The 19131-nt window shown below is 40.0% G+C and carries 19 protein-coding genes; 12 read left to right on the top strand and 7 right to left on the bottom strand.

Translation table 11 applies throughout. From position 1 onward, the window contains the following. Positions 1-43 precede the first annotated feature (43 nt). Positions 44-457: a PAS domain-containing protein gene (locus HWV58_RS11470; protein ID WP_175634219.1), complete on the top strand. Its 414-nt coding sequence runs from the start codon at positions 44-46 to the stop codon at positions 455-457. On the opposite strand, the gene xth is transcribed toward HWV58_RS11470, so the two are convergent. After that, positions 444-1220 carry an exodeoxyribonuclease III gene (gene xth, locus HWV58_RS11465; protein WP_175634218.1) on the bottom strand — a complete coding sequence of 259 codons (777 nt, stop codon included), beginning with the start codon at positions 1218-1220 and terminating at the stop codon, positions 444-446. The two genes, HWV58_RS11470 and xth, sit on opposite strands and share 14 nt — an antisense overlap. Before the next feature lie 163 nt (positions 1221-1383). Between xth and HWV58_RS11460 the strand changes: the two genes are divergently transcribed. Next, entirely contained in the window at positions 1384-1839 is a 456-nt protein-coding gene (locus HWV58_RS11460; RefSeq protein ID WP_175634217.1) for an RNA polymerase sigma factor sigma-70 region 4 domain-containing protein, read from the top strand. Further along, positions 1829-2320 carry a hypothetical protein gene (locus HWV58_RS11455; RefSeq protein ID WP_175634216.1) on the top strand — a complete coding sequence of 164 codons (492 nt, stop codon included), beginning with the start codon at positions 1829-1831 and terminating at the stop codon, positions 2318-2320. The genes HWV58_RS11460 and HWV58_RS11455 overlap by 11 nt, the downstream gene beginning before the upstream one ends. 167 nt (positions 2321-2487) lie before the next feature. Here the strand turns inward: HWV58_RS11455 and HWV58_RS11450 are convergent, their stop codons facing one another. The 5 genes from HWV58_RS11450 to HWV58_RS11430 all read right to left on the bottom strand — a co-directional run bounded on the left by HWV58_RS11450 (position 2488) and on the right by HWV58_RS11430 (position 6944). After that, a complete protein-coding gene (locus HWV58_RS11450) occupies positions 2488-3006 on the bottom strand; it encodes an RNA polymerase sigma factor (protein WP_175634215.1) in 519 nt (172 codons plus the stop codon). Positions 3007-3131: 125 nt separating this feature from the next. Continuing rightward, positions 3132-3782 carry a response regulator transcription factor gene (locus HWV58_RS11445; RefSeq protein ID WP_175634214.1) on the bottom strand — a complete coding sequence of 217 codons (651 nt, stop codon included), beginning with the start codon at positions 3780-3782 and terminating at the stop codon, positions 3132-3134. A gap of 40 nt (positions 3783-3822) precedes the next feature. After that, positions 3823-4899 (bottom strand): PAS domain-containing sensor histidine kinase, encoded by a 1077-nt coding sequence (locus HWV58_RS11440; protein WP_175634213.1) that lies wholly within the window; start codon positions 4897-4899, stop codon positions 3823-3825. Positions 4900-5236: 337 nt separating this feature from the next. Continuing rightward, positions 5237-6358: a Gfo/Idh/MocA family protein gene (locus HWV58_RS11435; protein ID WP_175634212.1), complete on the bottom strand. Its 1122-nt coding sequence runs from the start codon at positions 6356-6358 to the stop codon at positions 5237-5239. A gap of 163 nt (positions 6359-6521) precedes the next feature. After that, entirely contained in the window at positions 6522-6944 is a 423-nt protein-coding gene (locus HWV58_RS11430; RefSeq protein WP_175634211.1) for a helix-turn-helix domain-containing protein, read from the bottom strand. Positions 6945-7213: 269 nt separating this feature from the next. On the opposite strand from HWV58_RS11430, the gene HWV58_RS11425 reads away from it, so the two are divergent. The 7 genes from HWV58_RS11425 to HWV58_RS11395 all read left to right on the top strand — a co-directional run bounded on the left by HWV58_RS11425 (position 7214) and on the right by HWV58_RS11395 (position 15413). Next, the gene (locus tag HWV58_RS11425; RefSeq protein ID WP_175634210.1) at positions 7214-7630 is read left to right on the top strand and encodes a DUF1801 domain-containing protein; all 417 of its coding nucleotides are present in this window, start codon (positions 7214-7216) and stop codon (positions 7628-7630) included. 131 nt (positions 7631-7761) lie between these two features. Then, positions 7762-10179, top strand: a complete 2418-nt coding sequence (locus tag HWV58_RS11420) for an alpha/beta hydrolase family protein (protein ID WP_175634209.1) — start codon at positions 7762-7764, stop codon at positions 10177-10179. 275 nt (positions 10180-10454) lie between these two features. Next, the gene (locus HWV58_RS11415; RefSeq protein ID WP_175634208.1) at positions 10455-11348 is read left to right on the top strand and encodes a DnaJ C-terminal domain-containing protein; all 894 of its coding nucleotides are present in this window, start codon (positions 10455-10457) and stop codon (positions 11346-11348) included. Positions 11349-11353: 5 nt separating this feature from the next. Then, entirely contained in the window at positions 11354-11659 is a 306-nt protein-coding gene (locus HWV58_RS11410; protein ID WP_175634207.1) for a chaperone modulator CbpM, read from the top strand. 95 nt (positions 11660-11754) lie between these two features. Next, on the top strand, positions 11755-13329 hold the full coding sequence (locus HWV58_RS11405; RefSeq protein WP_175634206.1) for a helicase HerA-like domain-containing protein: 1575 nt from the start codon (positions 11755-11757) through the stop codon (positions 13327-13329). 117 nt (positions 13330-13446) lie between these two features. After that, positions 13447-14346, top strand: coding sequence for a nucleotidyltransferase family protein (locus tag HWV58_RS11400; RefSeq protein WP_175634205.1), 900 nt, complete (start codon positions 13447-13449; stop codon positions 14344-14346). Beyond that, complete coding sequence (locus tag HWV58_RS11395) at positions 14337-15413, top strand: phosphotransferase enzyme family protein (protein WP_175634204.1); 1077 nt, start codon at positions 14337-14339, stop codon at positions 15411-15413. The genes HWV58_RS11400 and HWV58_RS11395 overlap by 10 nt, the downstream gene beginning before the upstream one ends. Before the next feature lie 245 nt (positions 15414-15658). Here HWV58_RS11395 and dnaK read toward each other — a convergent pair whose 3' ends face one another. Further along, entirely contained in the window at positions 15659-17560 is a 1902-nt protein-coding gene (dnaK, locus tag HWV58_RS11390) for a molecular chaperone DnaK (protein ID WP_175634203.1), read from the bottom strand. 479 nt (positions 17561-18039) lie between these two features. On the opposite strand from dnaK, the gene HWV58_RS11385 reads away from it, so the two are divergent. Beyond that, positions 18040-18399 (top strand): DUF1304 domain-containing protein, encoded by a 360-nt coding sequence (locus tag HWV58_RS11385; RefSeq protein ID WP_175634202.1) that lies wholly within the window; start codon positions 18040-18042, stop codon positions 18397-18399. A gap of 123 nt (positions 18400-18522) precedes the next feature. Beyond that, complete coding sequence (locus HWV58_RS11380; protein ID WP_175634201.1) at positions 18523-19098, top strand: murein L,D-transpeptidase catalytic domain-containing protein; 576 nt, start codon at positions 18523-18525, stop codon at positions 19096-19098. Positions 19099-19131: the final 33 nt, after the last annotated feature.

The raw sequence follows: 19131 nt of genomic DNA, 5'->3' as shown, positions 1-19131 counted from the left end.
TCTACATTGTTTGCGCTATATTAATCAATAGCTTATTCATTTTATGAGATTAAGCCATAGAACACTCGACCTTGCCATGATATGCGATGCGCATTGGGATGTGGTTTTTAATCAGATTGGCCTCGGCTTTTGGGAACTGAGTTTACCCACAGGTATTCTCCGTTCGAGCACATCATTTAAAAAAAACTTCGGCTATCCTGCCGATGGTGTATTAACTTACGAAACAATATTAGGTTTAATTCTGCCCGAAGACCTGGACCGTGTTCAGGATGATATTGAACTAACCATTTCAAATGAGCAGCGCATTTACCATTCGGTTTACAGAATCCGCCGCCCGGATGGAGAAATCAGGTGGATCAGGGCAGACGGGATCATGTCGCAGCCAGAGGGCGAGCCTTTAAAATTAGTAGGAACCACACTGGATGTAACCGACGAAAAAATAACTAGTCCTCTTTAAGCGTTATCCAAACCGGGCCATGATCGCTGGTCTTTTCCCAGCCCCTCACCTGCCTGTCTACACCAGCCGATACTAAACGCTCGTTAGCCTTTGGGCTGAGTAAAAAGTGATCGATCCTTAAACCGGCATTACGCCCATAGGCATTACGGAAATAATCCCAAAAGGTATAAATGGTTTCGTTGGGATATAACTTTCTAATCGCATCTGTCCAGCCCTGCGCCAATAGTTTTTTAAACGCTTCGCGTGTTTCCGGACGGAATAATGCATCTTCCACCCAGCGCTCAGGTTTATAAGCATCCAGTTCGGTTGGGATTACATTATAATCACCTGCTAAAATTACAGGTGTATCACTTGCTAAAAGCTTAGCGGCATGCGCCGTAAAACGTTCAAACCATTGTAATTTATAATCGAATTTTGGCCCTGGTGCCGGATTGCCATTGGGTAAATAAAGGCAGCCAATAAGTACACCATTTACTGTAGCCTCGATATACCGGCTCTGCAGATCTTCCGAATCGCCGTCTAAACCTCGTCTCGATTCCTTTATTTCTAAATTACGGGCCAAAATAGCTACACCGTTCCAGCTTTTTTGTCCGTGCCAGATGGCATTATAACCAGCATCTTTAATGGCCTGTTCCGGAAATTTTTCTTCAGGAGCTTTTAATTCCTGTAAACACACTACATCGGGCTGCGTTTCTTCGAGCCAGCGCAATAAAACAGGCAAACGGCCATTTACCCCGTTTACATTATAAGTAGCTATCTTCATGTTATAAATCTCTGCAATAAAATTTAAAAATAGAACCAGTGCCTGTAATTTGTTTCAAAACCTTTACAACACCTTTGAAGTGTTTTTATTCAAAATAATTAAAGGTAATTTAAACTTTAGCCCTTATCTTGCACGTTAATTCAAATTATACCACTCAGTACCTATGCCGAAAGCAGTTTTAAACGTACCTCCTGCCGAACCCAAGGATATCCGTTGGTTTTATGACAAGTATGCCGCCATGCTGCTTGGTTATATAAATGGCATTGTTCAGGATCACCGAAAATCGGAAGATCACCTGATTTCCATTCTTACTGCATTTACTGCAGAATTTGGTGCAACAGAAAAAAGCCAGCTGGGTATTTGGCTGGAGCTACGCCAGTATGCACAAAGCAAACTGACACTGGTTACCGAAAAAGATCATTCACTAGCCCCTGCTCCCGTAAATAGCAATGGTAACCTGGATTTGTTAGACGATTTAGAGAAGCAAATTTTTTGTGCCGTATATTATCACGGAAAATCGATTTCGTACCTGGCCGCAACATTGGGTAGCGATGAAGACGAAATCCGCAATCAACTGAAACGCTCAATAGATAAAATGAGGAGGAGCCGTGGAAATTAAAAGGATTATAGAAAGTGGTTTAATGGAAACCTATGTTATGGGTATCGCCACTGAAGAAGAAGTACAGCAGGTTTTATTGCTCAAAAAAGAATATCCGGAATTTAAGGATGCCCTTGCAAGCCTTGAACTGGATATGGAAATTTTGGCCCAGGGAATGGCCATTATGCCTCCTCCAGGTACACTCGAAAAAATTGAGACCGAAATAAACGAGATTCAACGCCGTAACCAGGTGGTACAAAAAGTTGCCCGGCCTAAAACCGAACAAGGTAGCAGCGATAATGGCAGAGAAGAAAAATACATTGAGGTAGAGGCTGAGTCGAACCAGATGCGGGTAAACAAAGCCTGGAAATGGATCTTTATTGCCGTATTTATTCTTGGAAAAATATTTCTGGCCAGCGCCATTTATTTTTACCTGGAAAACAGGCAGGCCCGCGAACAGATAAACGAATTAAAATTAGAGTTAAAACAAAAGATAAAATAAAAAGAAGGTTTATTTTCACAAATAATCCCGAATTTTAAAACCAATACTAAACTGAAATGTTTAGTTGTTTAATTCATTCATGTTTGAGCGCATGTTTGAGTTTAGATATAGGGATAGACTTGCTTAGTCTGTCCCTTTTTTATTCCACACGCTGTAATTAACTCCCTTTAAGCAGCCATATCGGCATTATAATTTTTAAGCATTTTCTTTAAAAGCCCTCTGGCCACATGTATTTTGGTTTTTACGGTACCCAGCGGAATATCCAGTTCGGCTGCAATTTCATGGTATTTATATCCTTCAAAATACCGGCAAAAGCAAAAGCGGCAATCTTCTGGCAGGGCATTTAATGATCTTTGTATATCCTCCATCATAAACTTGGCACTTCCACCATTTGATGAGGCACTTGGAGCAAGCTGTACGGATGTCAAATCTTCTTCCTGCTGTATAATTTCATTTTTGCGTTTCACCTTATAGTAATGGTTGAGAAAAGTATTTTTTAAAATGGTAAAGAGCCAGGCCCTTACATTGCTACCTAATTCGAACTTACCCGAAAAACGGAAGGCTTTCATAAAGGTATCCTGTACAAGATCTGCCGCGTCATCTTCATCGCGTGTATAAGCTAAGGCGCGGTCAAAAAGCGGCTGCCTGTATTGGTAAATGTCGCAGTTGAAATTTAAAGTTTCCATACTTGGTTTTGAGGGTTGGTGTAGGTAATCAACAAACACAAGTGCTTTGTGTTATTTGTAGAAATACCCGATTTTTTACGGTTTCTTTAAATCAGCAAAAAACAGCCCTAAAAATGGCCAAAATGTTAGGTAACATAACCGTTTCGCATGGCAAAACGAACCAAAGAAGCAGAGTTTTTAGTACCGGTTTTACTGATCAGCGCCTCTCTCTGGCTCTCAACAGTACGCCTGCTCAGGTATAATTTATCGGCAATTTCCTGATTGGTGAGCCCCTCGGCAATGAGCTTTAATACGTTAATTTCACGCTCTGAAAAGTTAATTCCATTACTCATATTTTGAGCAAGCATGTTTAGCTGATTGTTAAAACGTTCCAAAATAGAGATGCATAAATCAGAAGAAAGGTAGCGTTTTCCTTTCATTACATGTTGCAGGCAGAACAGCAATTCGTCTTCTTCAATATCCTTTGACAAATAAGCTGAAGCACCTGATGTAAAGGCATTTGATGCATATTTTTCATCATCTAAAATCGATAAAACAACCACTTTTACCGGGTATCCTTTTGTTTTAATGGTATTGGTTAGTGCTATTCCATCGAGCTTTGGCATCACAATATCAGATAAAACAATATCAGCTTCTACTCCCTTTTCAAGAAGGTCCAAAACGGCTAAGCCGTCTGATACTTCTGCAATAACTTTGATGCCTTCATATTTTTCAATAAGTGCTTTAAGAGAAGCCCGGACAATATTATGATCATCCGCAAGAATAATGTTAATCATAACTCAAATATAACTTACGGTAAAGTAAAATTAAAAACGGCTACTTCGGGAGCTCAATATAGAAGGTGGTTCCGATGCCAACTTTGCTGGTAAACCAGATTTTTCCCTGATGCAATTCTACAATGGCTTTGATAATCCCCATTCCAAAGCCTCCAGATTCTTCGCCTTTTAAACCCTGCCGCATGGTTTGGGGTAAACGATCGAAAAGGCCTGGCTGTAATTCGTCCGGAATGCCAATGCCATTATCTGCTACACTAATCAGCACTGTTTTTTCATAAGATTCGGCATGTAAACTAATATCCCCGTTATCTGCCGTAAATTTTATTGCATTTGAAATTAAATTGTTGATTACCTGCAAAAATTTCATTGTATCTAAACGCAAATAAATATTCTCTGCCGAACTGGTAAAGCGTATATGCTTCATTTTACCCAATTTAGAGCGTTTATAGAAACGAACTACATCCCTCAATTCCCAAACCAGGTCTGCCCGCTCCTTGCCGATTTCTATTACCGACGACTTTAGAAACTCGCGGTTAATCATGCTCCTCACCAACAACAAATTGCGTGCACACATATCCTTAATAAAACCTAAAGCATCCATTACCTTTAAATCGCCCGTATCTGCCAATCTTCCCTCTATTGATGAAGCTGCGAGTTTTATCATTCCGAAAGGCTCCTTTAAATCGTGGGCTAAAACCTCCAGGGTAATATTTTTCCGTGCGTTAATCTGCTCGATGTGAATTTTATTATGCCTCATTACCGTAGTATCTTCTACAATACCCAGCATACATAGATTAGCCCCATCCGTAATGGTAAATACCGTAGCGCGCAAATACTTCTCATGATCGCTAAACAATAACCTGAATTCGTATTTTTTTTCGGTTTTAGACTCCAGGCTCTCATCGTAGCACGATACCACATGGTCGGCATCTTCGGGGTGGATATTTTTTAACACCAATGCCGGGTTTTCCAAAATACTGTTAACCGCTAACTCCCAAAGTGCTCCAATTGAATTATTAAGGTAAGAGAAACGCCTCTTATTCTGCTCAAAAATAAAATATCCATCGGCAGATAAATCTCCCAGCCTACAAAAAAGATCTGTATTGAGTTGAGCCATAACGTACTTATAGGATGATTACCGGGTGTTAAGGACTATGTTTTCCTTAGGGTATAACTACAACACAAACAGCAGCATGGTTAAAAAGTTTTTGGTTTATAAAAATGGCAGCGCCAGAAGCTATTTTACCTGGTTTTGAGATATTAACATTTTCCACAGGATGTGCATAATTAATTCACATAACAAAACCAACAATTGCTTAAATTGTTATCATAATAACACGACAAAAAAGTCCTGTGAGCGGGAGATCCGCGGAGGGCAGGCACACCATAAAAAGATCAAAGATCTTTCACCAATAGCCATCAAACAGGTGGCTATTTTTATTTAGTAGCAGGCGCTATTTCAGCAATACTTTTTTGCCCGTTTTAGCCGAAGTTTTAGCAGCCTCCAGAATTTTTACTACAATTAAATTATTGGCCAGCGATGCCAGGTCGTTGCCCGGATGAATTTCCCCTTTTAAAACAGCCGATAAGTAGTTTAAATGATTTGCATATACCGGACTTAAGGTTTGCGCCTGATAAATCTGATAATCGCCCTTTCCCTTAATTTTGCTTCTTAAATTCTTTTCATTAATGGCCTGCATATACCCGGTGGTACCAAACACCTCCATATCTTTTATGCTAAATGGCCAGTTCCATGAGGCCTCGATAATTCCGGTAGCAGTGGGGTATTCGAGTAAAATGGTCGCATCATCATCAACTTTAGGGTAAATATCTTTCTTAATTTGATGCGTAATGGCCGTAACGGATACTGGCAGCTGTCCATCCATTAACCAGGTCATTAAATTTGCCCCGTAACAACCAAAATCGACCAGTGCCCCTGCCCCATTTTTATCAGGATCGGTTAACCAGCTTAAAAACTCTTTACTTACACCAATTTCTTTAGGTCCCTGATGCCCGTCGTGCACAATTATTTTGCGCAAAGGCCCAATACTGTTGGTTTCCTTTATATTTTTATAGATTTCCTGATTGCTGGGGTACCACGTTGTTTCGTAGTTGGTAAGAACCTGTATTTTATACTGGCTGGCCAGGGCTGCTATACGCTCGGCCTGTTTTACCGAAACAGCTAAAGGTTTTTCTACCATTACGGATATACCTAGAGGGGCAGCTGCTTCTACCACAGCCAAATGATCGCTTATCGCATTATAGGCCAAAACTACATCCGGTTTTTTGTTGCGGAGTAACTCGGTAAGGTTGTTATAAAATATACTATCTGGTATTTTGTAACGGGTTTTAAACCGGTTTACCAGCTCGGGATTATTTTCGGCAATTCCAATGATGTTAACTTCGGCCTTTTGGTAGCTGTTCATGATGAGGTAAATATGATCATGATTCAACCCGGCAATGGCCACATTTAATTTTGCCTGTGCAAACGCAGAAAGGGAAGCAAGTAATAAACAAATAGTAAGACTGTTGAAGCGCAGAAGCGATTTTACAATGCAATAAGGTACCCTGATCATATTTTCTAAATTGATTATCACCAAATTAGAAAATTTATGAACGCCTTAATTCAAACCACTTAAAATATTACATGTTTGGGATAGGAGATGACTAGAAAGAAAAAATCAACGGGATGATTTAAATATTCATTTAATAAAACGTTACAACTCAAAGCGGTTATTGTTATTGGTACAAAAATGTTTCAGACTTTCTATTCCTTAACGGAAATTCCTTGCTAATCTGATCATTTTCATGTGCTTCTTCTGTTACTAACAGGTCGTTGTACTTTTCTAATAAGTGAATGTACTTGTTCATCCAAAAATATACAGAATTTGAATCTGAACCGATCTGTTTGCTGGCTTCAGCAGGTTGGTCCGTTGGTTCTGAATACTTGGGGAAGGCTTCTGGAAAGGATGAAGAAAGATCCTGACCTAATAATTTGCCTACCTGCCAAATTACTTCATGTCCAATTCTGTCTTGACCAAACCAATTGTAAATTGTTCTGCGGCTAACGTGAAGTTTTCTTGAAAGTTCACTGATGCCCATGCGATCTCTGCGCACTAAGCGCTCAAGGATTTCTCCTTGTTTTAGTAGTGTTGTTGTCATTGAGATAATTAATTTTAATTGAAAAAATAATTAAATCATATATCGGGGACGATTGACAGGTTAAATTTAAGAATAAGTGTGTAAGGTTGTATAAAAAGTGTTGATTTTTTGACATTTATCAAATTACTTTAGCGAAAATGTGTGAAGCAGGTGTCAATCGTGTCTTATTTATAATCAATATAATGATAAACAACGCATTATCTGTAAAACATCACTTCTCTCAAGAATGGAAATTTACTTTTAAACCCCTATATTCATATAAAAAAGATATGGCACAGAATAAAACTACCGAGAACGATTTAAATGTTACTGACTTCATCAATACAGTACCAGATGAAACAAAACGTACAGATTGCTTTGCCTTATCGCACATTATAACGGAAACAACAGGTTTTAAGGCCAAAATGTGGGGCACTGCGATTGTTGGTTTCGGCAGCTACCATTATAAATATGAGAGTGGTCACGAAGGCGATGCTCCGCTGGTTGGTTTCTCACCGCGCAAAGAGGCCATTGCAATTTATCTTTCCGCCCATTTTGAAAACCGCGATGAACTACTGGCCAGATTTGGTAAACATAAATCGGCAAAAGCCTGTATTTATGTAAAAAAAATGAGCGATATCGATATTCCGGTACTAAGGGAAATGATTCTCAATTCTGTTGCACATATCAAAAATTTATATCCTTAACTTTTCCTGCCCATAAAACAGCGCAATGCTGTCTCCTTACATTGCAAAACGATGTAAATAAGAAGTTACGCTGCAAATACTTAATTTTTACAATATTTGGTTATTCCTTATTTCGAACAAACTAACTGGAAATGATTAAAAAACTATACCTCTATTTATGGATAGCGGGCGCTTTTGTTTCGCTACATGCTGCCGCACAAGATGCAGTAAGCTACCGCACCCCACCTAAAGAAATTGCAGATTTATTACTGGCCAAGCCTACACCTGGCGTGAGCATTGGCGGCAAGGCCGAATGGATCTTATTTAGTGAACGTAATTCCTATCCATCGGTAGAAGAGCTGGCTATGCCCGAATACCGCATTGCAGGTTTGAGGCTCAATCCGAATAATTATTCGCCAAGCAGACAAACCTATATCAACAACTTTAGTCTTAAAAACATCAAGTCTAACCAAACCTTTCCGGTTACCGGCTTGCCTACGCCATTATTTGCCGGCAACATCAGCTGGAACCCATCTCAAAATAAAATTGCCTTTACCCATACCACGCAGAAAGGTGTAGATCTTTATGTGATCGACCTGGCCACGAAAAAAGCAACAAAAACCAATAAGGCCTTTTTAAACGTGGTATTAGGCAGTGGCATAACCTGGTTAAACGACAATACGATTATTTACCGTACGGCCACTAAACCTGCAAGTGCTGCACCGGCAAAACCATTAATGCCTAAAGGACCAACAATACAGCAAAACCTGGGTAAAGCAGCTCCAAGTGTTACTTATCAGGATTTAATTAAATCGCCGTTTGACGAGCAATTGTTCGAGTTCTTTGCTACTTCACAGTTGGTTAAAAATACAGCCGGAGTAGAAACGCCAATAGGTAAACCCGCTATTTATGGCTCAACAAGTTTATCACCCGATAAAAACTACATGTTGATTGAAACTATCCGCAAACCATTTTCCTATCTGGTTTCGGCCTATGGCTTCCCATCAACCGTTACCATTACCGATTTAGCAGGCAAAACAGTTAAAGTAATTGCCGATTTGCCTTCATCGGAAGGTACTCCATCTGGTTATGACAATACCCAAAATGTACCACACGGATTTGATTGGCGCGATGACGAAGCCGCAACACTGGTTTGGTCAAAACCTTTAGATAGCGGCCTGATTAAAAAAGATGTACCTTATCATGATGCGGTATATGCTTTAAGCGCTCCTTTTACCAGTGCCGAGAAAGAACTGTTTAAAACGAAAACACGTTTCCGCGGTGTGCAGTGGGGTGATGCCAATCTGGCTTTAATTATGGAAGGCCTGCGCAGTAAACAAACCAGCACTGTAAGTCTTTATAACCCAACAACCGGTGCTGTAGAAGAATTGTATAGCAGAAACCAAACCGATGCCTATGGAAACCCTGGTTCTCCGGTACCCGCCAAAAATAAGTATGGCCGTCAGGTAATTAAAACAATAGACAATGGCACCAAGTTGCTGATGAACAATCCTGTTGGTTCTTCGGAAAAAGGAGATTTGCCTTTCCTGGCCAAATTCGACCTGGCCAGCAAGAAAAATGAAATTATCTGGCGCAGTGCCGAAGGAACCTTTGAGTATGTAAGCGAAGTAATAGATCCCGACAAATTGGTTTTACTTACCCGTAAAGAGAGCCAAAAACTGGTACCGAATTATTTTATCAAAAACCTCATACTACGCGTTGCCGACAGGCCAATAACCGATTTCAGCAACCCATACCCATCTTTAGAAGGCATTACCAAAGAAAAAATTTCTTACAAACGTGCTGATGGTGTTGATTTAACCGGCGATTTATACTTACCAAAAGGATATAACAAAGAAAAAGATGGTCCGCTGCCGGCTTTGATTTGGGCTTACCCGCGCGAGTTCAACTCTGCAGCAGATGCGGCTCAAATCCGCGGTTCGAAAGATAAGTTTACAGCCATTAGCTGGGCCTCTCCTATTTTTTGGGTAACCCGTGGTTATGCTGTTTTAGACAATGCCGAAATGCCCATTGTAGCCAAAGAAGGTAAAAAACCGAATGATACTTTTGTAGATCAGTTACAGTTAAACGCTGAAGCTGCCATTAACAAACTTTCCGATTTAGGCGTAGGCGATAAAAAACGGATGGCCGTTGGCGGCCACAGTTACGGTGCTTTTATGACAGCGAATTTACTGGCGCATACCAATCTTTTTGCAGCCGGTATTGCCCGCAGTGGAGCCTATAACCGTACCCTAACGCCTTTCGGCTTCCAGAATGAAGAGCGTACCTATTGGCAGGCTCCTCAACTGTATTACGAAATGAGTCCGTTTAGTTACGCCGATAAGATTAAAACCCCGTTGCTTTTAATCCACGGCGATTCTGATGATAACCCTGGTACTTTCCCTATCAACAGCGAGCGTTTATTTAATGCCATTAAAGGTGCTGGTGGTACTACCCGTTTTGTCTTTTTACCTTACGAAGCCCACAGCTATCGCGGTAAAGAAAACCTGTTGCACATGCTATGGGAGCAAGACCAATGGTTAGAAAAATATGTGAAAAACAAAAAATAAATTTCTCTCTACCTTTATCGATTAAAGTGCCTCAATTTGGGGCACTTTTTTTGTTTACAGGGGCCTCGATTGCATCAGATATTTATGCTCCCTAATTCTCTTTATTTTTTGCCACAGAGGCACAGATTTCTTTATTTGCTTTGCGGTTAAAACGGCTAAACTAGCCCCTGCACTTCAGGCCATGCCCCTGCTCGCCACACCATGTCCACTTCAATTTAAAACCTTACATTTATGCTATAAAAAGAACATTCCACTAACTTATTTGTTAAGCCATTATGGACTACATAGACTATTATAAAATCCTCGATTTAAAGAAAGATGCAAGTACAGAGGATATTAAAAAAGCTTATAGAAAACTAGCCCGGAAACATCACCCCGATCTTAACCCAAACAATGAGGAGGCCAACAAAAAATTTCAGCAGGTTAACGAAGCCAACGAGGTCTTAAGCGATCCGGAAAAGCGGAAGAAATACGACAAGTACGGTAAAGACTGGCAGCATGCCGATCAGTTAGATGCCCAGCAGCGGCAACAAAGACAGTATCAATCGCAGGGCGGTGGCTTTGGTGGCAGCAGCTATGCCGATGGATTTGGTGGAGGAGACTTCTCTGATTTCTTTTCCTCTATGTTTGGCGGGGGAGGCCGAAGTAGCAGAAATTCGCCATTTAAAGGACAGGATTACAATGCCGATTTGCAGCTAAACCTGCTCGATGCTTATACTACCCACAAGCAAACCTTAACCGTAAATGGCAAACAGGTTCGCATCACCATCCCTGCAGGAGTAGAAAACGGGCAAAAAATTAAACTGGCAAATTATGGTGCGCCAGGGGTTAACAACGGCCCTCCCGGCGATTTGTATATCAAATTTAGTATTTCCGACGATCCAAAATTTAAACGAAAAGGAAACGACATTTACATACAGGAAGAGATAGACTTATATACCGCGGTATTGGGCGGTGAGAAAATTATAGATACCCTTAACGGCAAGGTGAAATTAAAAGTCCCGGAGGGTACACAACCCGATGCCTCTCTGCGTTTAAAAGGGAAAGGCTTTCCGGTTTATAAAAAGGAAAATCAATTTGGCGACTTATACATTAAGTGGCTGGTTAAATTACCTACCAGCTTAAATACTGAGCAAAAAGAACTATTCGAAAAACTCTCTAAACTTTAAACACCATGGAAAGTAAACTAATTCCGGTCGAAGATATTTGCGCTTATCATCATGTTGAGATTAATTTTATTCAATCTCTCGAAGATTTTGGTTTGATTCATACCAAGGTTAAAAAGAAGGCAGCCTTTTTACCCATGGCCGAATTGTCGAAACTTGAACAGTACCTGCGTCTGGCTCAGGATTTAGAGATAAACCTCGAGGGCATTTACGCAGTTTCACACCTGCTTAATCAGCTACAGGATATGCAGGAAGAAATACAATCGCTCAAGAACGAAATTAGTTATTACAAGCAACTTAACCAGCAACATTAATCAACCGTTTGTGCAAAAATTTGCATGAAAAGTGCATACCAAAACACAACCTTTTTAAGATTAGTTTCTTAAATTGGCGGTCTAATTTTATAAAAATGAGCGATTTGTCTTCAAAATTCATCGAAAAAATAAAATCATCCTATGCCCCAACGGGTTCGTACATTTATTTAGGCGCCGGGATTTTAGACGGACAAGTTTACAGTGAAGCCGAAGTTAACTTATCATTAAAAATGATGAACAGGCACGGTTTAATTGCCGGTGCCACAGGCACAGGTAAAACCCGTACGCTGCAGTTGCTTGCCGAACAGTTATCAGATGCCGGCGTTCCTGTTTTTATGTTAGATGTAAAAGGCGATTTATCAGGCTTAAACCAGCCTGGTGCTGTTAACCCCAAAATAGAAGAAAGGGCACAACAGTTAAATAAACCTTTTACCCCAACCGGCTTCCCTATCGAAATATATTCACTTTCGGGTAAAATGGGGGCACAAATGCGGGCAACCGTTTTGGAGTTTGGCCCAACATTACTTTCCAAAATTTTAGATTTAAACGATACCCAGGCTGGCGTTATGGCCGTTATCTTCAAATATGCCGATGATAACAAAATGCCTATAATCGACTTAAATGATTTAAAGAAACTGGTTTCCTATTTATCAGAAGGTGCCGGCGCAGCAGAAATAAAAAGCAGCTATGGCAGCATTTCTACAGCTACATCGGGTACCATTTTACGAAAAATTGTAGCCATTGAACAACAGGGTTTAGGTGGCATGTTTGGCGAAAAATCTTTTGATATAGAAGATCTTTTTGAACGTGTAGATGGCAAAGGCACCATCAGTTTATTGAATATTGCCGATGTTCAGAACCAGCCTGTTTTATATTCTACCTTTTTATTGAGTTTACTGGCAGAACTTTTTAACACCATGCCCGAGGTTGGCGACCTGGATAAACCCAAGCTAATCTTCTTTTTTGATGAAGCACACTTGTTGTTTAAAAACTCATCAAAAGCTTTCTTAGAGCAAATCGAAACCATTATCAGGTTAATCCGCTCAAAAGGCATTGGGGTTTTCTTCTGTACACAGGCTCCTACCGATGTACCTGAAAGTGTTTTAGGCCAATTGGGTAACCGCGTACAACATGCTTTGAGGGCCTTTACGCCAAACGACGTAGATGCTTTAAAGAAGACTGTAAATACCTATCCGAAATCTGATTTTTACGAAATAGACAAAATATTAACGTCATTGGGTACCGGCCAGGCTTTGGTCACCGTACTTAATGAGAAAGGTATCCCAACCGAAGTTTCGGCAACGATGCTTACCCCGCCAAGAGCGATAATGGGTCCACTTACCGCTGCAGACTTTGATAAGGTAGTACATGCCAGCCCAATGTTTGCCAAATACAAAGATCCGATCGATCCGGAAAGTGCTTACGATATTTTAACCAAACGCATTAACGAACAAATTGCGGCTGAAGAGCAGGCCAAACAAGAAGTAGAAGCCCAGAAACAGGCAGAAGCAGACAGTAAACCTAAACCCGGAGAAAAAAGCCTGGTAGAACAGGTAATGGGTGCTACCATTACCCGCCAGATAGGTAAAGAAATTGTTCGCGGTATTTTTGGTATGCTTACCGGAAAGAAAACCAGATCAAAATCTGGTGGCGGGCTTTTTGGATTCTAAAAAACAAATTATTAACCTTTTAAGCGCTCAAATTATTAATTTCGCGATATGAAGCCGGATAATTAGATCACTTTAATTGTCAAAAGGCTCAACCCTAACAAAAATTAACACCAATAGATGAAACCCACCCTATTAATATTGGCTGCTGGTATGGCAAGCCGTTACGGAAGCATGAAACAGATTGATGGCTTTGGTCCAAATGGCGAAACCATTATCGATTATTCTATTTACGATGCAATTAATGCTGGTTTTGGCAAAATTGTATTCATCATTAAAGAAGAGTTTGTAAATGAGTTTAAAGCTATTTTCGAACCAAAACTTGCCGGTAGAATTGAAACCGATTACGTTTTTCAAAACTTCGATTTAAAGCAGTTCGGTATTGAAGAAGAAATTTACAGAGAAAAACCATGGGGTACTGCACACGCTATCCTATCAGGTAGAAATGCCATTAAAGAACCTTTCTGCGTAATTAATGCTGATGATTTTTATGGTTACGATGCCTTTAAAAAGATGGTTGATTTCTTAACTACTGAAGTTACAGATAGCAATTACTCGATTATCGGTTATCAGGTAGGCAATACACTTTCTGAGTTCGGCGCTGTTTCGCGCGGGGTCTGTAAAGTAGATGCAGCCAGCAATTTAGAAGAAATTGTTGAGCGTACCAAAGTTTATCCTAAAGATGGAAATATCTTTTACGAAGAAGATGGCGAAGAGTTCCCGTTAAGTTTTGATACACCTGTATCTATGAATTTCTGGGGCTTTACACCTGCAGTTTTCAAAATTACTGAAGATATGTTCAGAGCGTTTGCAATGGAGAATAAAGACAAACCTAAGGCAGAGTTCTTTATCCCGTTAATTGGCGAGAACCTGGTAAAAACCAACACTGCCAACTTTAAAGTAGTACCAACTACAAATAAATGGTTTGGTGTAACCTACAAAGAAGATAAACCTTTTGTTCAGGATTGCATTGACCAGTTGATCAAAGACGGAACATACCCTGAAAAATTATGGGACTAAATTTAGCAGACGAAGTTTTAGAAGCTTACGGATACGCTAAAGAGAATATTACAATTACACAAATAGGTACGGGATTAATAAACCGTACTTATTTGCTTTCGCCTTTTGCTGAAGAAAAAAAATACATTCTTCAGAACATCAATACAGTAGTTTTTACTTCACCACAAACCATTGCAAGCAACCTGCGGGCAATAGCCGATTACCTGAGCTTTGCTTACCCCGATTATCTTTTTATTAAACCGGTTGCTACTACCAAAGGTGAAGAAATGGCTTATATCCACCACGAATACTGGCGGATGCTCCCCTTTGTACCCAATACCATTTCGCTTGATGTTTTAGCCGATACCAAACAAGCTTACGAAGCGGCAAAACAATTCGGTAAGCTGAGCAGATTGCTCGATAATTTTGATGCCGGTAGCCTTCAGCCAACCATAGCGGGTTTTCACGACCTCGCCTTGCGTTACGAGCAGTTTACATTAGCGCTGAACCAAGCCAGCGAAAAGCTAAAAATGGAGGCAGCAACACAGATCGAAAATGCTTTATCTCACAGCTACATTTTAGACTACTATATTTCTTATGCACACCGAAAGGATTTTCCCGACCGGGTAATGCACCATGATACTAAAATTAGCAATGTTTTATTAGATGATGAAAGCTATGAGGGCATTTGTGTAATTGATCTGGACACCATTATGCCCGGAAAATTTATTTCTGATCTGGGCGATATGATGCGCACCTATCTTTGTGCATACTCCGAAAACGAAACCGACTTAACTAAGATTAAAATTCGCCTGCCTTATTTTGAAGCAATGATAAAAGGCTATTTAGCCGAGATGAAAAGTATCTTAACCGAAACAGAAAAAGAGCTTATCTTATTCTCGGGCAGATACATCATTTATATGCAGGCTTTGCGCTTTTTAACCGACTTTTTAAGCGGTAACAAGTATTATCCTACCGATTACCCGGAACAAAACCTCGATCGTACTAAAAACCAGTTTAAACTGCTTTACGAAATATCCGTAAACGAAAAGGAATTACAGGATATTATTGAAGAAAATTTGGCTTAGTAATTCCCTTTTTTAGTTCTGCCTCACAATGCGATCGTCATTGCGAGGAACGAAGCAATCTTAATGCGCTCGCTAAGTAGCAGTTTTTGTAAGATTGCCTACCTATTGCAATAAGGTTTCGTCGGCTGAAAAATCCTTCTCTTAATGACAAATTTCTCAACAAAAAAGCGTTCCTGAACTTAATCAGAAACGCTTTTTATTTTATGCTTCCAGGTCTCTCGACTCAGAGCTGAAGACTCAAAGACTTATTTTTCTTCTTTCACTTCTTCAAAGTCAACATCAGTAACGTTATCGCCACCTTGAGCCTGACCATCAGCTTGTGGTTGTTCACCACCCTGAGGCTGCTCTCCAGCTTTGTACATTTCTTCTGATGCTACATTCCAGGCAGCTTGCAATTCAGCAGAAGCTGCATCGATATCTGCAAAGTTACGTGAAGAATGTGCTGCTTTTAATTTCTCTAAACCAGCTTCGATAGGTGCTTTTTTATCTGCAGATAATTTATCACCAAACTCTTTTAACTGTTTCTCAGTTGAGAAGATTAAAGCATCAGCTCCGTTAATTTTATCAGCTTCTTCTTTTTGCTTAGCATCATCTGCTGCATTAGCTTCAGCTTCTTCTTTCATTTTTTTGATCTCAGCGTCAGTTAAACCTGAAGATGCTTCGATACGGATTTTTTGCTCTTTACCAGTAGCTTTATCTTTTGCACTTACGTGTAAAATACCGTTGGCATCAATATCGAACGATACTTCTACCTGAGGCACACCACGAGGTGCTGGTGGAATACCATCTAAAATGAAGCGGCCAATTGTACGGTTTTGGCCAGCCATTGGGCGCTCACCTTGTAAAATGTGGATTTCTACTGAAGGCTGGTTATCAGCTGCAGTTGAGAAAGTTTCCGATTTTTTAGTTGGGATAGTTGTGTTAGACTCAATTAATTTAGTCATTACACCACCCATAGTTTCGATACCTAATGATAAAGGAGTAACGTCTAATAATAATACGTCTTTCACATCACCGGTTAATACACCACCTTGAATAGCAGCACCGATTGCTACAACTTCATCAGGGTTAACACCTTTACTTGGCTCTTTACCGAAGAAAGCTTTAACAGCATCCTGAATTGCAGGAATACGTGTTGAACCACCTACTAAGATAATTTCGTCGATATCGCTTGTGCTTAAACCAGCATTTTTCAAAGCAGATTTACAAGGATCGATAGTACGTTTAATTAAGCTATCAGCTAATTGCTCAAATTTAGCACGTGATAATGTACGTACCAAGTGTTTAGGTCCACTTGCATCAGCAGTAATGTATGGTAAGTTAATTTCAGTTGAAGTTGTGCTTGATAACTCAATTTTAGCTTTTTCAGCAGCTTCTTTTAAACGTTGCAAAGCCATTGGATCTTTAGAAAGGTCCATGCTGTTTTCTGATTTAAACTCATCAGTTAACCAATCGATAATGATGTGGTCAAAGTCATCACCACCTAAGTGTGTATCACCGTCAGTAGATTTTACTTCGAAAACGCCATCACCTAATTCCAATACAGAAACGTCGTGTGTACCACCACCGCAGTCAAACACAACAATTTTCATGTCTTTGTGTGCTTTATCCAAACCATAAGCTAAAGCAGCTGCAGTTGGCTCGTTAATGATACGTTTTACAGTTAAACCTGCAATTTCACCAGCCTCTTTAGTAGCCTGACGTTGTGCATCATTAAAGTAAGCAGGTACAGTAATTACTGCTTCAGTAACTTCCTGACCTAAGAAATCTTCAGCAGTTTTTTTCATTTTCTGCAAAATCATTGCAGAAATCTCTTGTGGAGTGTATTTTCTGTCGTCGATTTCAACACGTGGCGTGTTGTTATCGCCTTTTACTACTTTATAAGGTACGCGTCCAGCTTCTTTCGCACTTTCGTCGTAGCTGTTACCCATAAAGCGTTTAATCGAATATATCGTTTTGGTTGGGTTGGTTATAGCCTGACGTTTAGCAGGCTCGCCAACTTTACGCTCACCGTTTTCTGCAAAAGCAACAATAGACGGTGTAGTACGTTTACCCTCACTGTTTGCGATAACTACAGGCTCGTTGCCCTCCATTACGCTCACGCATGAGTTTGTTGTTCCTAAGTCTATTCCAATAATTTTTCCCATTGTATTTTTATTTTCTCTTTTTAAAGTATTATAATTTCTACTCCTGTTAAACAATGCTTGTGCCAATTGGTTTTTGGCAGATAATATGGGCAAAAGACTGATAAAATGTAAAAAATAATCTGATTTGATACTGACAGCATGACAGAAAGAGATGAAAAATGTACGATGACAGATGGATGAGGGGTGTGAAAGATTAAAGCGTAAGAAAGATTAAAGCGGAAAGACTAAAGCGAGCAATGTGCCTAAATGATTTTGAAAATGAAAGTCCGAATCTCGTCGGGAGCACCTGTCCCGCTTTTTGCTTGTAGTCCTGGCTTAAAGCCAGGAGCTACCGCTTCAATCGGGTTTATTTACAGCGGCAGTGCAAAAAAATCGACTAACGAACTAAATATACCTCATACAATTATCCTCAAACTTTTATATCTTTATTATTGCATAGGGTAATCCGTGTAATCATCCTATCAGTGTAATCACTTAATATGCAAGTAGCAGCACAAATCATGATCGGGCTTGTTGCCCTTATCCACATTTATATCCTTTGGCTCGAAATGTTCGCCTGGACAACCAAAGCACCAAAGGTTTTTAAAACTATCCCTAAAGATTTATTCGCTCCAACCAAAACACTGGCCGCAAACCAGGGCTTGTACAATGGCTTTTTAGCGGCAGGTTTAATCTGGTCGTTATGCATAACCGACCACCACTGGCGATTGTATGTAGCCATATTCTTTTTAACCTGTGTAATTATTGCCGGTATTTATGGCGCAGCAACAGCCAGTAAGAAAATTTTATATGTGCAATCTATCCCCGCATTAATTGCAGTGATTTTATTGCATTTATAAGTTCCGTTCTATCGGTTAGTAGCCGTACCAACCAAAACAACTGGTATCGATCAATTCTTATTCCTACTATCGGTTGGTGTCCTCACCAACCGAAATGATGCTCCGTCAACCAACATGTAATAAATGCAAAAATTATTCGCTCTCCTTATCCTATTTACACTGTTTGGGTTTAAATCGGTCCATAAAAAAAGTATCAGTGTAGATAAGGTTAATGAGGCTTTAGCTTTTTGTAAGAAAAATAATATGGATACCTCGATTGCCATCATGGTTGATATGAGTATCCACTCAGGTAAAAACAGGCTTTTTGTTTACGATTTTAAGCAAAAAGCAATCACCATCGAAGGATTATGTGCTCATGGCGTTGGCGGAGGTAGCACACCAACCAAAGTGGTGTTTAGCAATAAAGAAGGTAGTTATTGCACTTCGCTGGGAAAGTACAAGGTAAAAGGCCGTGCCTATAGTAACTGGGGAATTAATGTGCACTATAAAATGTATGGATTAGAAGAAACTAACAGCAATGCCTTTAAAAGGATTGTCGTTTTGCATTCCTACAGTCCTGTTCCCAATCATGAAATTTATCCGCAAACCTTATTTGGCCAAAGTGCCGGCTGCCCGGTTTTATCAGATTCAACGATGCGAAAGGTAGATACTTTGTTAAAAAACAGAAAAAAGCCGGTTTTGCTTTGGATTTATGTTTAACCGATAAGATTTCTCCACTACGGTCGAAATGAC

Origin of the sequence: Pedobacter ghigonis (genome assembly GCF_903166585.1) — a bacterium.
In the GTDB taxonomy this organism is placed as follows: Bacteria; Bacteroidota; Bacteroidia; order Sphingobacteriales; family Sphingobacteriaceae; genus Pedobacter; species Pedobacter ghigonis.
The sequence above is the reverse complement of the archived record's forward strand: the minus strand, read 5'-3'. Positions and strand labels throughout refer to the sequence as shown.